The following is a 14,437-nucleotide window of genomic DNA, read 5'->3' on the forward strand; positions in this document are numbered from 1 at the left end:
AATGCGCAGCATCACGATTTACTTATAACCACACACGGGGAATCGGGCGATTGGCGCGGCGCGGGCCGCGCGTGCCCGCTTGCCCGTGGCGGTTTCCCAAGCGTGCCGCCAAGGGTGACGGGGCCCGGCGCACGACGAAATCCCGCCCTTGCCAGGAGCATTCTCCATGATGAAGTCGCTTGCCTACGCCGTGCTCGCCGCGGCCACGCTGTCCGGTGCCGCCCACGCGCAGGACCTGCCCAAGACCCAACTGAAGGTGGTCGGTGGCCTGAGCAACCTGACGGCCTACCAGGACTACGAAGTGCCGTTCTGGACCAAGACCATCCCGGAAAAATCCAATGGCCAGGTGACGGCCCAGATCAAGGGCTTCAACGAGATGGGCCTGAAGGGCCCCGAGCTGCTGCGCCTGATGTCGCAGGGCGTGGTCGAGTTCGGCACCGCCACGCTGTCCTACTTCGCCAGCGACAATCCCATCAACGAGGCCATCGACCTGGCCGGCCTGGCGCCCGACATCAAGACCGCGCGCCAGGTCACGGAAGCCTTCGCGCCGGTCTACTCCAAGACGTATGGCGACGGCGCCAACGTCAAGCTGCTGGGCATCTCGACCTATCCGGCCCAGGTGCTGTTCTGCAACGCGACCATCAACAACCTGGGCGACCTGAAGGGCAAGAAGGTCCGCACCAGCAGCCGCACCCAGGCCGAGTTCGTCGAGGCGATGGGCGGCACCAGCGTGACCATGGCGTTCGGCGAAGTGGTGCCGGCCATGCAGAACAAGGTGGTCGACTGCGCCATCACGGGTTCGCTGTCGGGCTATTCGGCCAAGTGGTACGAGGTGTCGACGCACCTGGTGGCGCTGCCCATCAACTGGAACCAGCAGATCCACGCCGTCAACCAGAAGGCCTGGGACAAGCTGGATCCGAAGGTGCGCACGTTCCTGCAGGAGAACGTCAACAAGCTGGTGTCGGACATCTGGGACGCCGCGGCGCGCCAGACCCAGGAAGGCTATGACTGCAACACCGGCGCCGCCGCATGCCCGTTCCCCGTCAAGGGCAAGATGACGCTGGTGCAGCCCAGCGCGGCCGACCGCGAACTGCTGAAGAAGGTGACCGAGGAATCGGTGCTGCCGAAGTGGGCCGCGCGCTGCTCGGCGCAGTGCGTGACCGACTTCAACGCCACCATCGGCAAGCAGCTCGGCCTGGTCGCCAAGAAGTAAGCGCGGTCCGCCCGCGCAATACCGGCCGGATCGCTCCGGCCCCATGCAATGACCGCCGGCATGGCGCCCGCACGATGCGGCGCCGCCATGCCGGCCACAGGGTTCCATCAATGACTCGTACCGAACATTTCCAAGCGCTGGGCGCCTTGCTGCGCCGCGCGGAGACGTGCTCGCGCGTGGCGGTCTGGGCGGGCGGCGCGCTCACCCTGGCCAGCGTGCTGCTGATCTCCTTCGAAGTGCTGTCGCGCAAGTTCTTCGGCTTCACCACGGGTGGCGCCGACGAGCTGTCCAGCTACGCCTTCGCCATCAGCACCTCGTGGGCGCTGGCCTTTGCCACGCTGCAGCGCGCCAACGTGCGCGTGGACGTGGTCTACCAATACCTGCCCGTGCGCCTGTCCGCGCTGGTTGACTGGATCGCGCTGGTCGCGCTGGGCGTGTTCATGGTGGTCCTGACCCGCTATGCGTATGACGTGGTCGAGGCCTCGTGGACGCAGAACTCGGCGGCCAACACGCCGTTGGCCACGCCGCTGTGGATTCCCCAGGCGCTGTGGCTGCTGGGCCTGGCGTGGATGTGCATCACGGTGGCGCTGATGCTGGTGCGCGCCTCCGCCGCGCTGGTCACGGGCGACGTCGAGCTGGTCAAGGCCATCTGCGGCGTGCGTTCCACCAAGGAAGAAGCCGAAGAAGAAGCCGCCGCCGGCGAGCGCATGGTCAAGGGAGACGCCGCATGATCGCCACCGCGTTGATACTGCTGCTGGTCCTGATCGGCATCTCGATTCCCGTGGGCGCGGCCCTGGGGGTGCTGGGCCTGATCCTGGATCCGCTGTACTCCATGCTGCCGCTGACGCGCGCCATCGGCGAGCTGTCCTGGAGCACCAACAACGAGTTCCTGCTGGTCGCCATTCCGCTGTTCATCCTGCTGGGCGAAGTGCTGCTGCGCTCGGGCTTCGCCGAACGCATGTACAGCGCGATGGCGCTGTGGCTGTCGTGGCTGCCCGGCGGCCTGATGCACGCCAACATCGGCGCCTCCACGCTGTTCTCGGCCACCTCGGGCTCCAGCGTGGCGACCGCCGCCACGGTGGGCACGGTGTCCATTCCCCAGATCAAGAAGTACGGCTACAACGAGCCGCTGTTCCTGGGCAGCCTGGCCGCCGGCGGCACGCTGGGCATCCTGATCCCGCCCTCGATCAACCTGGTGATCTACGGCGTGCTGACCAACTCGTCGGTGCCCAAGCTGTACCTGGCCGGCATCATTCCGGGCTTCCTGATGGCCGGGCTGTTCATGCTGACCGTCATCGTGGCATGCGTGATGCGTCCGTCCTGGGGGGGCCAGAAGATCCGCGCCTCGTGGGGCGAGCGCCTGGCCAGCCTGATCCACCTGGCGCCGCCGATGGGCATCTTCCTGCTGGTGGTGGGCTCCATCTACGCCGGGCTGGCCACGCCCACCGAGGCCGCCGCGCTGGGCGTGCTGGGCGCGCTGATTCTGGCCGCGTGCTTCGGCCGCCTGACGCTGACCATGCTGCGCGAGGCGGTGGAGGGCACGATGCGCTCGACGGCCATGATCATGCTGATCGTGATCGCCGCCAGCTTCCTGAACTTCGTGATGTCGGCCACCGGCCTGACGGACGCGCTGACGCAGTCCATCACCGGCCTGGGCCTGTCGCCCGCCTGGATGCTGCTGATCATCGTGGTGTTCTACCTGGTGCTGGGCTGCTTCATGGAGACGCTGTCCATGATGATCACGACCATCCCCATCGTGGCGCCCATCATGATCGGCCTGGGCTACGACCCGATCTGGCTGGGCATCCTGATCATCGTGCTGGTGGAAGCCGCGCTGATCACGCCGCCCGTGGGCCTGAACCTGTTCGTGGTGCAGAGCCTGCGCAAGAGCGGCTCGATGAGCGCCGTGATCAACGGCAGCCTGCCGTTCGTGCTGGCCATGTTCGTGATGCTGCTGCTGCTGGCGCTGTTCCCCGGCCTGGCGCTGTGGCTGCCGCGGGTATTCGGCTGATTCCCACGGCCGGCGCCGCCTGGCGCCGGCCATTCAGATTCCCTTGTGTAGTAGGACCCTCATTTCCATGAAGACCGTATTCCAGATCGAGAGCAACGGCGCCTCGCGCACCGCCGAGGTGGACATCCGCAACCTGGTGGTGGCCGGCTGGGCCGGGCGCGACCGCGCCGCCATCGAGCACCACATCGAAGAGCTGGCCGCCATCGGCGTGCCGCGTCCCAGCAGCGTGCCGCTGTACTACCGCGTGGCCTTCAACCAGGTGACGCAGGACGAGCGCGTGCAGGCCGTGGGCGGCGAGTCGTCGGGCGAGGTCGAACCCTTCGTGTTCATGCTGGACGGCGAGCTGCACGTCAGCATCGCGTCCGACCACACCGACCGCAAGCTGGAGGCGCACAGCGTGGCGCTGTCCAAGCAGCTGTGCGTGAAGCCGGTGGCGCGCCAGGCATGGCGGCATGCCGACGTGGCCGGCCACTGGGACGAGCTGGTGCTGCGCGCCTACATCGTCGAGAACGGCGCGGAAGTGCTGTACCAGGAAGGCGCGCTGTCGGCGCTGCGCACGCCGATCGAACTGATCGAAGGCTACACGCAGGGCGGCCGCGCGCTGCCGGACGGCACGGGCATGACCTGCGGCACGGTGGGCGCGATCGGCGGCATCCGGCCGTCCACCACGTTCATCATGGAGCTGCACGACCCGCGCCTGGGCCGCACGCTGCGCCATCGCTATGATGTCGAGATCCTGCCCGAGATCGCCTGATCGCGGCGGCCGCTTAGGCGGCCGTTTCTCTTTTCACATTTGCCTGGCGTCATCCGTCCATCATGTCCACCTCTTTGCATGAACAAGCCGAGGCCCTGCAGCAGGGCCGTACGTCGTCGCTGGAACTGACCGAGGCCGCGCTGGCGCGCGCCGCGGACCCGTCGGGCGAGGGCGCCCGCGTCTTCACCAAGCGGTATGCGGAACGGGCCCGCGCGGCCGCCCGCGCGTCCGACCTGATGCGCCAGGCTGGCCTGCCGCGCTCGCCGATCGACGGCCTGCCGGTGTCGATCAAGGACCTGTTCGACGTAGCCGGCGAAGCGACGCCGGCCGGCTCGGCCGTCTTGCGCGACGCCGCGCCGGCGGCCGCGCACGCGGTGGTGGTGCAGCGGCTGCTGGGCGCCGGCGCGGTGTTGGTCGGCCGTACCAACATGACCGAGTTCGCGTACTCGGGCCTGGGCATCAATCCGCACTACGGCACGCCGCTCAACCCCTGGGACCGCGCCACCGGCCGCATCCCGGGCGGCTCGTCGTCGGGCGCGGCGGTCTCGGTGACCGACGGCATGGCCAGCGCGGCCATCGGCTCGGACACGGGCGGCTCGGTGCGCATTCCCGCGGCGCTGTGCGGCCTGACGGGTTTCAAGCCCAGCGCGCAGCGCGTGCCGATGGACGGCGTGCTGCCGCTGTCGGTCAACCTGGATTCCCTCGGCCCCCTGGCGCCCACTGTCCGCTGCTGCGCGACGATGGACGCGGTGCTGTCGGGCGATGCCGGCCCGCTGCCCGAGCCGGCCGCACTGCGCGGCCTGCGGCTGGCCGTGCCCACCACGCTGGCCCTGGAAGGCATGGACGACCACGTGGCCGCCTCCTTTGCCGCCACGCTGACCAAGCTGTCGGAGGCGGGCGCGCAGATCGACCACGTCGAGATCTCCGAGTTCGCCCAACTGGGGCAGATCAACGCCAAGGGCGGCTTTACCGCTGCCGAGGCCTGGGCCTGGCATCGCGACCTGATCGGCCGCTCGGCCGACCAGTATGACCCGCGCGTGGTGTCGCGCATCCGCCGCGGCCAGGACATCACCGCCGCCGACTGGATCGAGCTGATGGCCGCGCGCCAGGCCTGGATCGCGTCGGTGCAGCGCCGCATCGCCGGCTACGACGCGCTGGTGCTGCCCACCGTGCCGGTGGTGGCGCCCGCGGTATCCGCGCTGGTCGAGTCCGATGCGCTGTACGGCAGCACCAACCTGCTGATCCTGCGCAATCCCACGCTGATCAACTTCCTGGACGGCTGCGCCTTGTCGGTGCCGTGCCACGAAGCGGGCAGCGCGCCCGTCGGGCTGATGATCGCGGGCGCCAACGGCGCCGACCGCCGCATCCTGTCCATCGGCATGGCCGTGGAAGACCTGCTGGCCACGCACTGAGCCGTGCTGCGCGAGCGTTCGTACGCCCGCGCCGCCGTGCCGCGACGGCAACTCAGACAAGAAAATGCCCGGCACGAAGTGCCGGGCATTTTTTGCCTGGCGGGCGTGATGCGCGCTACATCATCTGCCGGGGCAGCCAGGTGGCGATGCCGGGCAGGAAGTACAGCAGCAGCACGGCCAGGATCATCAGGAAGAACATCGGCAGCGACACCCGCGCGATGTAGGGCAGTTCGCGCCCGGTCATGCCGGACAGCACGAACAGGTTGAAGCCTACTGGCGGCGTGATCTGCGCCATCTCGACCACCAGCACGATGAAGATGCCGAACCAGATCAGGTCGATGCCGGCCGCCTGGACCGTGGGCAGCAGCACGCCCATGGTCAGCACGACGATCGAGATGCCGTCCAGGAAGCAGCCGAGAATGATGAAGAACACCATCAGCGCCATGATGAGCCAGAACTGGCTCAGGCCCAGGCCGCCGATCCATTCCGCCAGCGCGCGCGGCAGGCCGATGTAGCCCATCGCCAGCGTCAGGAACTGCGCGCCGGCCAGGATCAGGGCGATCATGCAGTACAGCCGCGTGGCGCCCAGCAGGGACTGCATGAAGCTTTCGCGCGTCAGCGACCGCTGCAGTCCCGACAGCACCAGGGCGCCGACCACGCCGACGGCGGCCGCCTCGGTGGCGGTGGCGAAGCCGGTGTAGATCGAGCCCAGCACCGCGGAGATCAGCAGCACGACCGGGATCAGGTGGCGCGACTGGTGCAGCTTCTGGGCGAGCGTCATGCCGGCATCCGCTTCGGGAACGGCCTTGGGATTGCGCAACGCCCACCAGGCGATGTAGCCCATGAACAGCAGGGCCAGCATGATGCCCGGCACGATGCCGGCGATGAACAGCCGCGAGATGGACACGTCGGCCGCGACCCCGTAGACGATCATGATGATCGACGGCGGGATCAGCAGGCCCAGCGTGCCCGCGCCCGACAGCGTGCCCAGGATCTTGTCCTGCGGATAGCCGCGCCGCGTCAGTTCGGGGATGGTCATCTTGCCGACGGTGGCGCAGGTGGCCGCGGACGAGCCGGAGACGGCGGCGAAGATGGCGCAGCCGATGACGTTGGTGTGCAGCAGCCGGCCGGGAAGCCGGTTCAGCCAGGGGGCCAGCCCCTTGAACAGGTCTTCGGACAGCCGCGTGCGGAACAGGATCTCGCCCATCCAGAGGAACAGCGGCAAGGCCGTCAGCGTCCAGCTGGACGAGGCGCCCCAGATGGTCACGGCCATGGCGTCGCCGGCGGGGCGGCTGGAGAAGATCTCCATGCCGATCCAGGCCGTGCCCGCCAGCGTGAGGCCGACCCAGACTCCGCAGCCCAGCAGCAGGAAGATCGAGACGACCAGCAGGGTGATGACTAGGATTTCATTCATGGGTTTGCTGCGAGGTAGGTGCGGCCATGCCCTTCGTGCGGCGGACCAGTTCGTCGACGATGGCGACCAGGAACAGGAGCGTGCCGGCGGCCATGGTGAGCTGCGGAATCCATAGCGGCGTGGCGTCGTTGCCGGTGGAGACGTCGTTGTAGAGCCAGGAGTCGTAGGCCAGCTTGATGCTGTAGAACGCGAACGCCGCGCCCAGCAGCGCGCCGACGGCCAGCGCGAAGATGTCCAGCCGTCGATTGCCGGCCGGGGCCAGGGAGTTCAGCAGCAGGGTGACGCGGATGTGCTCGCCATGCTTGAACGTGCTGGCCAGGGCCAGGAAGCCGGCGGCGGCCATGAAGTATCCGGCATAGGCATCCGTGCCAGGCACGTTGAGGCTGAACTGGCGGGCGGCGATGCCCGCCAGCACCGCCGCCAGCACGCCCACGGTGCACAGGCCGGCCAGCAGGCCGGCCACGCCGTACAGGTTGTCGAGGAAACGGCGCATGGGCGATTACTGCTTGCGGTAGGCTTCGATCATGGCCTGGCCGTCGGGGCCCGCCTTCTTCATCCAGTCGTCCAGCATGCGCTTGCCGATGGCGCCCAGGCCTTCGCGCAGCTCGGGCGCGGGTTTGACGACCTCCATGCCGTTCTTCTGCAGCTGTTCGAGGTACCAGGTGTTCTTTTCTTCCGACAGCTTCCAGCCGCGTTCCTCGGCCTGCGCCGCGGCCTTCTTCAAGCCTTCCTGCGTGGCGGGATCGAGCGCGTCGTAGGCGCGCTTGTTGACGATGACGGCGTTCTTGGGCAGCCACGCCTGGGTGTCGTAGAACTTCTTGATGTACTCGAAGGTCTTGGTGTCGTAGCCGGTCGAGCCCGACGACATGTACGAGTCGATCACGCCCGTGGCCATGGCCTGCGACAGTTCGGCCTGCTGCACGGTGACCGGCTGCGCGCCGACCAGTTCGGCGATCTTGGCGGTGACGGGGCTGTAGGCGCGCCACTTCAGGCCTGCCATGTCCTTGATCTGGCGCAGGTCCTTGTTGGCGAAGATGCCCTGGGGCGGCCATGCCACGGCGTACAGCAGCATCATGCCCTGCGAGGCCAGCTTCTTCTCGAGGTAGGGCTTCTGCGCCTGGTACAGCTTGTACGAGGCCTGGTAGCCCGAGGCCAGGAAGGGCAGGCCGTCCAGTTCGTACACCGGATCTTCGTTGGCGAAGTTGCTCAGCAGGATCTCGCCGGCCTGGGCCTGGTTGCCCTGCACCGCGCGCTTGATCTCGGGCGCCTTGTACAGCGAGGCGTTGTTGTGCAGCGTGATCTTCAGCTTGCCGCCCGTCAGCGAGTCGACGTCCTTGATGAAGTTCGTCAGGTTCTCGACGTGGAAATTGCTGGCCGGGTAGGCGCTGGGCAGATCCCATTTGGTCTGCGCGCTGGCGGCAGAGCCGAAGGCCAGCACGGCGGCGCCGGCCAGCAGGGAAACTCGCTTGTACATGGGGAAGTCCTTGATGAGCAGTTAAGGATTCGGAATCGCGGCAAGCAGCGTTCAGAGCCGCGAAAGCAAGGCAATTCTACGGCGCACGCGCGCAGCAAAGGCGCATGGACAATGGGTTTACGGGTAATCACTAGGACTGGCGCGCGTTATGAATTCCGCCCGGCAGCGGCTATCGTAGGCACCCCGACCACCGCATCTTCCGGAGCCTAGCCGCGTGATCGACCTGCGCAACATCGAGACGTTCTTCTGGGTCTCCACGCTGGGCGGCTTCCGCGCGGCGGCCGAGAAACTCAATGCCACCCAGCCCGCCATCTCGCAACGCATCGCGTCGCTGGAGTCCGACCTGGGCGTGCGCCTGTTCGAGCGCGACGCGCGCGGCATCACGCTGACTGCCAAGGGCTACGAGCTGCTGTCGCATGCCGAACGCATGCTGCAGATGCGGCGCGACATGCAGGAGGCCGCCCGGGCCAAGAATGTGATGAGCGGGACGCTGCGGCTGGGCGTGTCCGAAACCATCGTGCATACCTGGCTGTCGCGCCTGATGGAGCGTCTGTCGGATGCCTATCCGGCCTTGATGGTCGAGATCCAGGTGGACACCACGACGGCGCTGGAAACCCAGCTGGTCTCTCATCAGCTGGACCTGGCCTTCCTGCTGGGTCCGGTGGACGAGGCCCGCGCCGAGAACCTGCCGCTATGCACGTACCCGCTGCGCTGGCTGGCGGGCCCCAAGCTGAAGGTGGGACGCCAGCCCATCACGCTGCAGCGCCTGGCGCAGTGGCCGATCATCACGTATTCGTCGACCACGGAGCCGCACCAGTCCGTGCGCCGCATGCTGCTGGACGCGGGCGTGGCGACGCCGCGCATGTATGGCAGTTCGGCGCTGAGCGTGATCGTGCGCATGGCGCAGGACGGCATCGGCACGGCGGTGATCGCGCCGGTGTTCCTGCACAAGGAGATCGCGCAGGGCGAGCTGCGCGTGCTGGACGTGAAGGCGCCCGAGCTGCCGCCGCTGCATTACACGGCCAGCTGGATGCGCGGCCCGGACAGCGTGGTGGCGCGCCGCGTCGCCGAGGAAGCGGTGCGGATCGCGCGCGAAGAGGAAGCCCGCCATCCGGTTTAACCCTGATAAGTTTTTGTGATCAGGGCGTATCGCAACTTGTGATTGGACGGTGCGGGCGTCTTCCTGTGGAATGCGTCTACACAAACACAAGACCACAAGGGGTTTGACCATGACGCAAGACGTCGATCCTGGGTATCTGGCGCGCCTGGAAGCCCGCAGCGGCAAGCTGGCGGGTCCCACGGCCAACGTGGCCCCGGGCCGCGTGCAGGCCAACCTGGCCATCCTGCCGCGCGCGCTGGCCGCGGACTTCCTGCACTTCTGCCAGCTCAATCCCAAGCCGTGTCCGCTGCTGTCCATGTCCGAACCCGGCAACCCGGCGCTTCCGGCGCTGGGCCGCGACATCGACATCCGGACCGACATCCCGCGCTATCGCGTGTGGCGCAACGGCGAGCTGGTGTCCGAGCCCACCGACGTGCGCGACGTGTGGCGCGACGACCTGGTGTCGTTTCTCATCGGCTGCTCGTTTTCGTTCGAGGAGGCCATGTTGGACAACGGCCTGCCGGTGCGCCACATCGAGCAAGGCTGCAACGTGCCGATGTACCGCACCAATATCGCGACGCAGCAGGCCGGCGTGTTCGGCGGCCCGCTGGTGGTGTCGATGCGTCCGCTGAAGGCGGCCGATGCCATCCGGGCCATCCAGGTCACGTCGCGCTTTCCGTCGGTGCACGGCGCGCCGGTGCACCTGGGCGACCCCGGATTGATCGGCATTGCCGACATCGCGAAGCCGGACTACGGTGACGCGGTGCAGATCCGCGACGGCGAGATCCCGGTCTTCTGGGCTTGCGGTGTCACGCCGCAGTCCGTGGTGACGGCGGTCAAGCCGGAGTTCTGCATCACGCACGCGCCCGGCCACATGCTGGTCACCGACCTGCTGAACAGCCGCATGGCCGTTTTCTGATTCCGCTTCACTCCGGCGCCGCGGCCGCGAGGCCGCGCGCGCCGGCGCCGGGTGCCGCATCCCATAACGATCCATGATAGGACAGGGGAAAGGTGCGGCGCCCGGGCCCGCCGCGTGCCGCACGACGCGCGGCGGCGCGGCGCATCCCGCGTTTGCCGGGCCGCCGGCCCGCAGTCTGCTTTGCCCATTGCAGTCTCAATCGAACGGAATATTCAGGAGTCGTCATGAACAAGAAACTCATCGCAGGTCTCGCCGCCAGCCTTGCGCTGACCGTGGGCCTGCCCGCTCATGCCCAGCAGAAGACCGTGCGCATCGGCGCGCTGTATCCGCTGTCCGGCGCGCTGGCCTCGACCGGCGCCGAGATCAAGGCCGCCATCGAGTTGGCGGTGGATATCGTCAACAATCCGCATCCTGAACTGGAAGGCCTGCCGCTGGCGGTGGGCTCGGGCCTGGACAAGCTGGGCGGCGCCAAGCTGGAAGTGGTGTTCGGCGACACGCAGGGCAAGCCGGAAGTGGGCCTGGCCGACGCGCAGCGCCTGATCGACCAGGAGAAGGTGGTCGCCCTGACCGGCGCCTACCAGTCGGCGGTGACCAAGACCGCCAGCCGCGTGGCCGAGCAGCGCGGCATTCCCTACCTGAACGGCGAATCCAGCAGCCCGGACCTGACCGAGCGCGGCTACAAGTGGTTCTTCCGCACCTCGCCCAACGACGACACCTTCGTCGAGAACATGATGCAGTTCCTGGATACCATCCAGAAGGTGCCCACGGCCAAGATCGCCGTGGTATACGAGAACACGGACTTCGGCGTGAACACGTACAAGGCCGTCGAGAAGTTCGCCAAGCAGTACAAGCGCGAACTGGTGGCCAACATCGCCTACAGCGCCGGCTCGGCCTCGGTGACCGCCGAAGTGCAGAAGCTGGCCGCGGCCAAGCCCGACGTGGCGATCTTCGCCAGCTACACGTCCGACGCCATGCTGTTCGTGCGCACCATGCGCGAGACCAAGTACGCGCCGCCGGTGCTGCTGGCCAACGACGCGGGCTTCATCGACTCGCGCTTCGTGCAGGAAGTGGGCCCGCAGGTGCAGGGCGTGCTGACGCGTGACGTGTGGGGCAGCGATGTGGCCGCCGCCAAGGCCGGCCTGAAGAAGATCAACGACATGTACAAGGCCAAGACCGGCAAGGAACTGAACGGCAACAACGCGCGCTCGATGCAGGGCGTGCTGGTGCTGGCCGATGCCATCAACCGCGCCGGCTCGACCGATCCGGAAGCCATCCGCAAGGCGCTGGCCGCCACCAGCCTGACCGAAGCGCAGGTGGCCATGCCGTGGGCCGGCGTGAAGTTCGACGACAAGGGCCAGAACACGCAGGGCGCGGGCCTGATCCTGGAACTGAAGGGCGCCTCGTACCAGACCGTATGGCCCGAGAAGTACCGCGCCGACAAGAGCCTGCCGACCGTTCCGTTCACCTGGAAGTAAACCTCTGGCCGACAGCGGCGGGCCGCGGGGCCCGTCGCGGGAGCATCCAATGAAGCATCTACTTGCACTGCCGGTCGGGGGCGCGTCGCGCCTGCACGCCCGGCGGCGGGAGGGCTGAACCATGTTCGAAGCGCTTTCCGCCGGCCTGTTCAACGGCCTGATCTACGCCGCCGTGGCGGTAGGCCTGGCGCTGATATGGGGCATCACCGACGTCATCAACTTCGCCCACGGCGAATTCCTGATGCTGGGCATGTATGCCGCCTACTGGCTCTATACCCTGGGCCATCTCGATCCCACGCTGTCGGCCCCGCTGGTCGCCATCGTGCTGGCCTTCGTCGGCTTCCTGACCTATGCGCTGGTCATCCGGCGCCTGCAGCGGGGGCCGGCCATGGCCATCATCCTGGCCACCTTCGGGCTGGGCCTGGTGCTGCGACAGCTGGCGTTCATCTTTTTCTCGCCCGACTACCGCAGCCTGCCCGACACGCTGGTGTCCGGCAGCGTCAGCCTGGCGGGCATCTCGCTGGGCCGGCCGCAGGTGATCACCGGCATCGTGGCGCTGGCCGTGGTGGCCGCGCTGTTCGTGCTGGTCTACCGCACCCGCTGGGGCCATGCGCTGCAGGCCGTGGCCGAGGACCGCAAGGTGGCCGCGCTGGTGGGCATCTCGCCCGACCGCGTCAACGCGCAGGTATGGATGCTGGGCAGCGCCGCCGTGGGCCTGGCCGGCGCGCTGCTGACCACGTTCTTCTACGTGTTTCCCTCGGTGGGCACGGTGTTCGGCCTGCTGGCCTTCGTGGCGGTGTGCATGGGCGGCTTCGGCTCGCTGCCGGGCGCCTTCATCGCGGGCATCGCCATCGGCATCATCGAGGCCATGACGGGCTATTTCGTCGCGCCGGCCCTCAAGACCGTCAGCGTGTTCATCCTGTTCATCCTGGTGCTGTGGTATCGGCCCCGGGGCCTGTTCGGAAGGTGGTGACGCCATGACGCAATCGATTTCTTCCGACGTGAAGCTGCGGCCGATGTGGCCGCTGGCGGCGGCGGCCGGCGTGGCCGTGCTGCTGGCCCTGGTGCCCGTCGTGGTCAAGGACGCCTTCACGCTGCAGGTGCTGCTGCTGGCCATCATGTTCGGCGCGCTGGGCGCGTGCTGGAACCTGGTGGGCGGCTTCCTGGGCCGCATCTCGTTCGGCCACGGCGTGTTCGTGGGGGTGGGCGGCTATGCCACGCTGCTGCTGTTGCAGCACCTGAAGCTGACGCCCCTGATCGGCATCCCGCTGGGCGGCCTGATCAGCGCGGCGCTGGCGTGGCTGGTGGGCGGACCGACGCTGCGGCTGTCGGGCCACTATTTCGCCATGGCCACCATCGCGCTGCTGCAGATAGGCCTCTTGCTGATGATCAACTGGCAATGGGCGGGCGGCGCCGTGGGGCTGGAAGCGCCCATCGGCGACGCGCCGTGGATGCTGCTGTTCCGCAGCAAGGTGCCGTACTACTGGATCGCCGTGGGCATGGCGCTGCTGACCTTCTGCGCGACCTATCTGCTGGTGCACTCGCGCACGGGCTTCTATTGGCGCTCGATCAACGGCGACGAAGAGGCCGCGCGCAGCCTGGGCGTGCCGGCCGACCGCTACAAGATGCTGGCCTTCGTGCTGTCGGCGGGCATGACCGGCATGTGGGGCGGGTTCTTCGCCATGTACGTGGGCTTCATCGACCCCGAGTCGATGTTCAGCCTGACCATGTCGGTGCAGGTGGTGCTGGTGGCCATCCTGGGCGGCGTGGGCACGCTGGTCGGCCCGTGGATCGGCGCGGCGCTGCTGCTGCCGCTGTCCGAGGGCACGCGGGTGATGTGGGGCAGCTCGGGCCTGGGCCTGGACCTGCTGATCTTCGGCCTGGCCATCCTGCTGGTGACGATGTTCCTGCCGGGTGGACTGGTAACCCTTTGGAGGCGCCGTGGCTCTGCTGGACGTTGATAACCTGACCAAGCGCTTCGGCGGGCTGGTCGCCAACAAGGACATCTCGCTGTCCGTGCAGGCGGGCGAGATCCTGGCGATCATCGGCCCCAATGGCGCGGGCAAGAGCACGCTGTTCAACGGCCTGGTGGGCCATCACGCGCCCACCTCGGGCACGGTGACCTTCGACGGCGCCTCGATGCTGGGCAAACGGCCCGAGCAGGTCGCCGCGATGGGGCTGGTGCGCACCTATCAGATCCCGCGCAACTTCGGGCAGATGACCGTGCTGGAGAACGCCATGGTGGGCGCGCTGCTGCGCCATCCCGGGCTGGAGGACGCGCGCCGCGAATCGCAGCGCGTGCTCGAACTGGTGGGACTGGCCGACCGCGCGCAGGTCAAGGCGGGCGAACTGAACGTGGCGGGGCAGAAGCGGGTGGAGCTGGCGCGCGCGCTGGCCACCGGGCCGCGCATGATGCTGCTGGACGAGGTGGCGGGCGGGTTGAACCCGTCCGAGGCCATCGCGCTGGCGGAGATCCTGCGCGGCATCCATGCCGCGGGCGTCACGCTGGTCATCGTCGAACACGTGCTCGAGGTGGTGATGCGCCTGGCGCACCGCGTGGTGGTGCTGAATTTCGGGCAGATGATCGCCCAGGGCACGCCCGCCGAGGTGGTGCGCGACCCGGCGGTCATCGAGGCCTATCTGGGGAGGAAGCATCGTGTCTGAGC

14 protein-coding genes are annotated in these 14,437 nt (G+C 67.8%); 11 read left to right on the top strand and 3 right to left on the bottom strand.

Annotated features, from left to right (window positions below; genetic code table 11):
* Positions 1-166 precede the first annotated feature (166 nt).
* The 5 genes from FS845_RS13225 to FS845_RS13245 all read left to right on the top strand — a co-directional run bounded on the left by FS845_RS13225 (position 167) and on the right by FS845_RS13245 (position 5,390).
* A complete protein-coding gene (locus FS845_RS13225) occupies positions 167-1,213 on the top strand; it encodes a TRAP transporter substrate-binding protein (RefSeq protein WP_144635690.1) in 1,047 nt (348 codons plus the stop codon).
* 110 nt (positions 1,214-1,323) lie between these two features.
* Positions 1,324-1,944 carry a TRAP transporter small permease subunit gene (locus FS845_RS13230; protein ID WP_144635693.1) on the top strand — a complete coding sequence of 207 codons (621 nt, stop codon included), beginning with the start codon at positions 1,324-1,326 and terminating at the stop codon, positions 1,942-1,944.
* Entirely contained in the window at positions 1,941-3,224 is a 1,284-nt protein-coding gene (locus FS845_RS13235) for a TRAP transporter large permease (protein WP_144635696.1), read from the top strand. Before FS845_RS13230 ends, FS845_RS13235 begins: the two co-directional genes overlap by 4 nt.
* 67 nt (positions 3,225-3,291) lie before the next feature.
* Positions 3,292-3,978, top strand: coding sequence for a DUF2848 domain-containing protein (locus FS845_RS13240; RefSeq protein ID WP_144635700.1), 687 nt, complete (start codon positions 3,292-3,294; stop codon positions 3,976-3,978).
* A gap of 62 nt (positions 3,979-4,040) precedes the next feature.
* The gene (locus tag FS845_RS13245; protein WP_144635702.1) at positions 4,041-5,390 is read left to right on the top strand and encodes an amidase; all 1,350 of its coding nucleotides are present in this window, start codon (positions 4,041-4,043) and stop codon (positions 5,388-5,390) included.
* Between the two features lie 115 nt (positions 5,391-5,505).
* Here the strand turns inward: FS845_RS13245 and FS845_RS13250 are convergent, their stop codons facing one another.
* The 3 genes from FS845_RS13250 to FS845_RS13260 are packed head-to-tail and all read right to left on the bottom strand — an operon-like array spanning position 5,506 to position 8,278.
* Positions 5,506-6,804, bottom strand: a complete 1,299-nt coding sequence (locus FS845_RS13250) for a TRAP transporter large permease (RefSeq protein WP_144635705.1) — start codon at positions 6,802-6,804, stop codon at positions 5,506-5,508.
* Entirely contained in the window at positions 6,797-7,297 is a 501-nt protein-coding gene (locus FS845_RS13255) for a TRAP transporter small permease (protein WP_144635708.1), read from the bottom strand. The genes FS845_RS13250 and FS845_RS13255 overlap by 8 nt, the downstream gene beginning before the upstream one ends.
* A gap of 6 nt (positions 7,298-7,303) precedes the next feature.
* Complete coding sequence (locus FS845_RS13260) at positions 7,304-8,278, bottom strand: TRAP transporter substrate-binding protein (RefSeq protein WP_144635711.1); 975 nt, start codon at positions 8,276-8,278, stop codon at positions 7,304-7,306.
* Positions 8,279-8,492: 214 nt separating this feature from the next.
* On the opposite strand from FS845_RS13260, the gene FS845_RS13265 reads away from it, so the two are divergent.
* The 6 genes from FS845_RS13265 (at position 8,493) to FS845_RS13290 (ending at position 14,435) form a co-directional block, all read left to right on the top strand.
* The gene (locus FS845_RS13265; protein WP_144635714.1) at positions 8,493-9,398 is read left to right on the top strand and encodes a LysR family transcriptional regulator; all 906 of its coding nucleotides are present in this window, start codon (positions 8,493-8,495) and stop codon (positions 9,396-9,398) included.
* A gap of 109 nt (positions 9,399-9,507) precedes the next feature.
* Entirely contained in the window at positions 9,508-10,296 is a 789-nt protein-coding gene (locus FS845_RS13270; RefSeq protein WP_186332268.1) for a putative hydro-lyase, read from the top strand.
* Positions 10,297-10,520: 224 nt separating this feature from the next.
* Positions 10,521-11,771, top strand: coding sequence for an ABC transporter substrate-binding protein (locus FS845_RS13275; RefSeq protein ID WP_144635720.1), 1,251 nt, complete (start codon positions 10,521-10,523; stop codon positions 11,769-11,771).
* A gap of 121 nt (positions 11,772-11,892) precedes the next feature.
* Positions 11,893-12,744 carry a branched-chain amino acid ABC transporter permease gene (locus FS845_RS13280; protein WP_144635722.1) on the top strand — a complete coding sequence of 284 codons (852 nt, stop codon included), beginning with the start codon at positions 11,893-11,895 and terminating at the stop codon, positions 12,742-12,744.
* Between the two features lie 4 nt (positions 12,745-12,748).
* Positions 12,749-13,732, top strand: coding sequence for a branched-chain amino acid ABC transporter permease (locus FS845_RS13285; protein WP_144635725.1), 984 nt, complete (start codon positions 12,749-12,751; stop codon positions 13,730-13,732).
* The gene (locus FS845_RS13290) at positions 13,713-14,435 is read left to right on the top strand and encodes an ABC transporter ATP-binding protein (protein WP_144635728.1); all 723 of its coding nucleotides are present in this window, start codon (positions 13,713-13,715) and stop codon (positions 14,433-14,435) included. Before FS845_RS13285 ends, FS845_RS13290 begins: the two co-directional genes overlap by 20 nt.
* Positions 14,436-14,437 lie beyond the last annotated feature (2 nt).

This window comes from Bordetella genomosp. 13, assembly GCF_007679965.1.
Classification (GTDB): Bacteria; Pseudomonadota; Gammaproteobacteria; order Burkholderiales; family Burkholderiaceae_B; genus Bordetella.

What these genes read in the sequence shown, in the direction of transcription:
- FS845_RS13225 (WP_144635690.1), top strand. Translation starts at nt 167, where the DNA reads ATGATGAAGTCGCTTGCCTACGCCGTGCTCGCCGCGGCCACGCTGTCC.
- FS845_RS13230 (WP_144635693.1), top strand. Translation starts at nt 1,324, where the DNA reads ATGACTCGTACCGAACATTTCCAAGCGCTGGGCGCCTTGCTGCGCCGC.
- FS845_RS13235 (WP_144635696.1), top strand. Translation starts at nt 1,941, where the DNA reads ATGATCGCCACCGCGTTGATACTGCTGCTGGTCCTGATCGGCATCTCG.
- FS845_RS13240 (WP_144635700.1), top strand. Translation starts at nt 3,292, where the DNA reads ATGAAGACCGTATTCCAGATCGAGAGCAACGGCGCCTCGCGCACCGCC.
- FS845_RS13245 (WP_144635702.1), top strand. Translation starts at nt 4,041, where the DNA reads ATGTCCACCTCTTTGCATGAACAAGCCGAGGCCCTGCAGCAGGGCCGT.
- FS845_RS13250 (WP_144635705.1), bottom strand. Translation starts at nt 6,804, where the DNA reads ATGAATGAAATCCTAGTCATCACCCTGCTGGTCGTCTCGATCTTCCTG.
- FS845_RS13255 (WP_144635708.1), bottom strand. Translation starts at nt 7,297, where the DNA reads ATGCGCCGTTTCCTCGACAACCTGTACGGCGTGGCCGGCCTGCTGGCC.
- FS845_RS13260 (WP_144635711.1), bottom strand. Translation starts at nt 8,278, where the DNA reads ATGTACAAGCGAGTTTCCCTGCTGGCCGGCGCCGCCGTGCTGGCCTTC.
- FS845_RS13270 (WP_186332268.1), top strand. Translation starts at nt 9,508, where the DNA reads ATGACGCAAGACGTCGATCCTGGGTATCTGGCGCGCCTGGAAGCCCGC.
- FS845_RS13275 (WP_144635720.1), top strand. Translation starts at nt 10,521, where the DNA reads ATGAACAAGAAACTCATCGCAGGTCTCGCCGCCAGCCTTGCGCTGACC.
- FS845_RS13280 (WP_144635722.1), top strand. Translation starts at nt 11,893, where the DNA reads ATGTTCGAAGCGCTTTCCGCCGGCCTGTTCAACGGCCTGATCTACGCC.
- FS845_RS13285 (WP_144635725.1), top strand. Translation starts at nt 12,749, where the DNA reads ATGACGCAATCGATTTCTTCCGACGTGAAGCTGCGGCCGATGTGGCCG.